Consider the following 1,444-nt stretch of genomic DNA (forward strand, 5'->3'; position numbering starts at 1 on the left):
TCGGGATGTTGGGCAAACAACTGTTTTGCGGAGACGCCCTTAAGAATTTTGACAATGGCGGTAGGCGACTCGGACGGCGATGCAGACAGGAAGAGGTGGATATGATCCTCCATCACAACGAGCTCGAGGATATCCCAGTTTCTCGTATCGCAAATGGTTTTCAGGATTGATTCAGCAGATTTTGAGCTAGCGTCCACCAACACCTTCCGCCGGTATTTCGTACACCATACAACGTGATAATTGAGAGAATATACTGCGGACGAAGCCTTCTTTTTTTCAGTCATGCGTTAATACCACAAGGTATTTATGGATTGCTCACTAATAATACTATTGATGCTGAAAACTATCCGGGTAAAGCTCCTTCCCACGCAAGACCAGAAGGAGATCCTTCTGGCAACCATGAAGGCAGTCAACTCGGCATGTAACAGCATCTCTGAGTTTGCGTTTCAGAACAAGGTGTTTAACCGATTCGAGTTACAAAAACAGATGTACCGGTCTATCCGTTCCGAGCATAGCCTCGGGGCACAGATCACCATCCTCGCGTGTAGAAAGGTTGCGGATAGTTATCAGACCAGCATCAAGAAGAGAGAAGAACTCACGCTCCACACCTATCGTACCCGGGGTGCGATCGCGTATGACAGCCGGATCTACTCGATTCAGGGTACCTCTGTTTCGGTCTGGACCCCAAACGGACGCATGAAGGTTCCTCTCCAGACCCGGTACTCGTTCCCCGACACCAGGGAAGCAGATCTCTGTTATGACCGGACGAAGAATCGGTTTTACTTAGCTATCTCGGTTGAAGTACCCGAAGAACCCCAGTATGAGGCAGAATCGTATCTGGGGGTCGATCTCGGGATCGTGAACATTGCCGCAACCAGCGATGGCGTTCAGGTTCCGGGAACCGCCTGCGAACAGGTACGCCAGTGGTATCTAGACCGAAAACGGACCCTCCAGCAAGTAGGAACACGATCCGCGAAACGCAGGCTCAAGAAACTCTCGAACGGTGAGAACCGATTCAAGAAGAATGTGAACCATATCGTTTCCAAAACCCTTGTCGCGCTCGCCAAAGACACCTCTCGGGGCATTGCTCTGGAAGACCTCACGGGCATCCGGGAGAGAACAACGGTTAGACGAGCCCAACGCGACCGGCACGCGAAATGGGCATTCGCTCAGCTTCGGGAGTTTATTTCCTATAAGGCCGCACGAGCAGGAGTGCCGGTGGTCTTAGTTGATCCGGCATACACGAGCCAGGGATGCTCGGCCTGTGGATAGGTTGACCGGAAAAACCGGAAAACCAGAAACCTCTTTTGGTGTAGGGCGTGCGGCCACACCGAACCTGCTGACACAAATGCTGCGAAAAACATTGCCTTCAGGGCTGCCGCCAACCAGCCTATGGTAGCAGAAGCATCTCCGATGATTCTAGCTGCAAGCCCCCGGTTTTAAC

The 1,444-nt window shown here is 51.9% G+C and carries 2 protein-coding genes; one reads left to right on the top strand and one right to left on the bottom strand.

Annotation, left to right across the window (positions count from 1 at the left end):
* Positions 1-284 (bottom strand): IS200/IS605 family transposase (gene tnpA / locus AC6I5A_RS14750; protein WP_497900806.1); only part of this gene is annotated, 284 nt, incomplete at its 3' end.
* A gap of 49 nt (positions 285-333) precedes the next feature.
* Here tnpA and AC6I5A_RS14755 point away from each other — a divergent pair.
* A complete protein-coding gene (locus AC6I5A_RS14755; RefSeq protein WP_052168139.1) occupies positions 334-1,272 on the top strand; it encodes an RNA-guided endonuclease TnpB family protein in 939 nt (312 codons plus the stop codon).
* The last annotated feature ends 172 nt before the right edge of the window (positions 1,273-1,444 follow it).

Source organism: Desulfosporosinus sp. Tol-M2 (assembly GCF_059735615.1).

Bases quoted from the DNA above. Each gene is read 5' to 3' on its own strand.
- AC6I5A_RS14755 (WP_052168139.1), top strand. From the start codon at position 334: ATGCTGAAAACTATCCGGGTAAAGCTCCTTCCCACGCAAGACCAGAAG.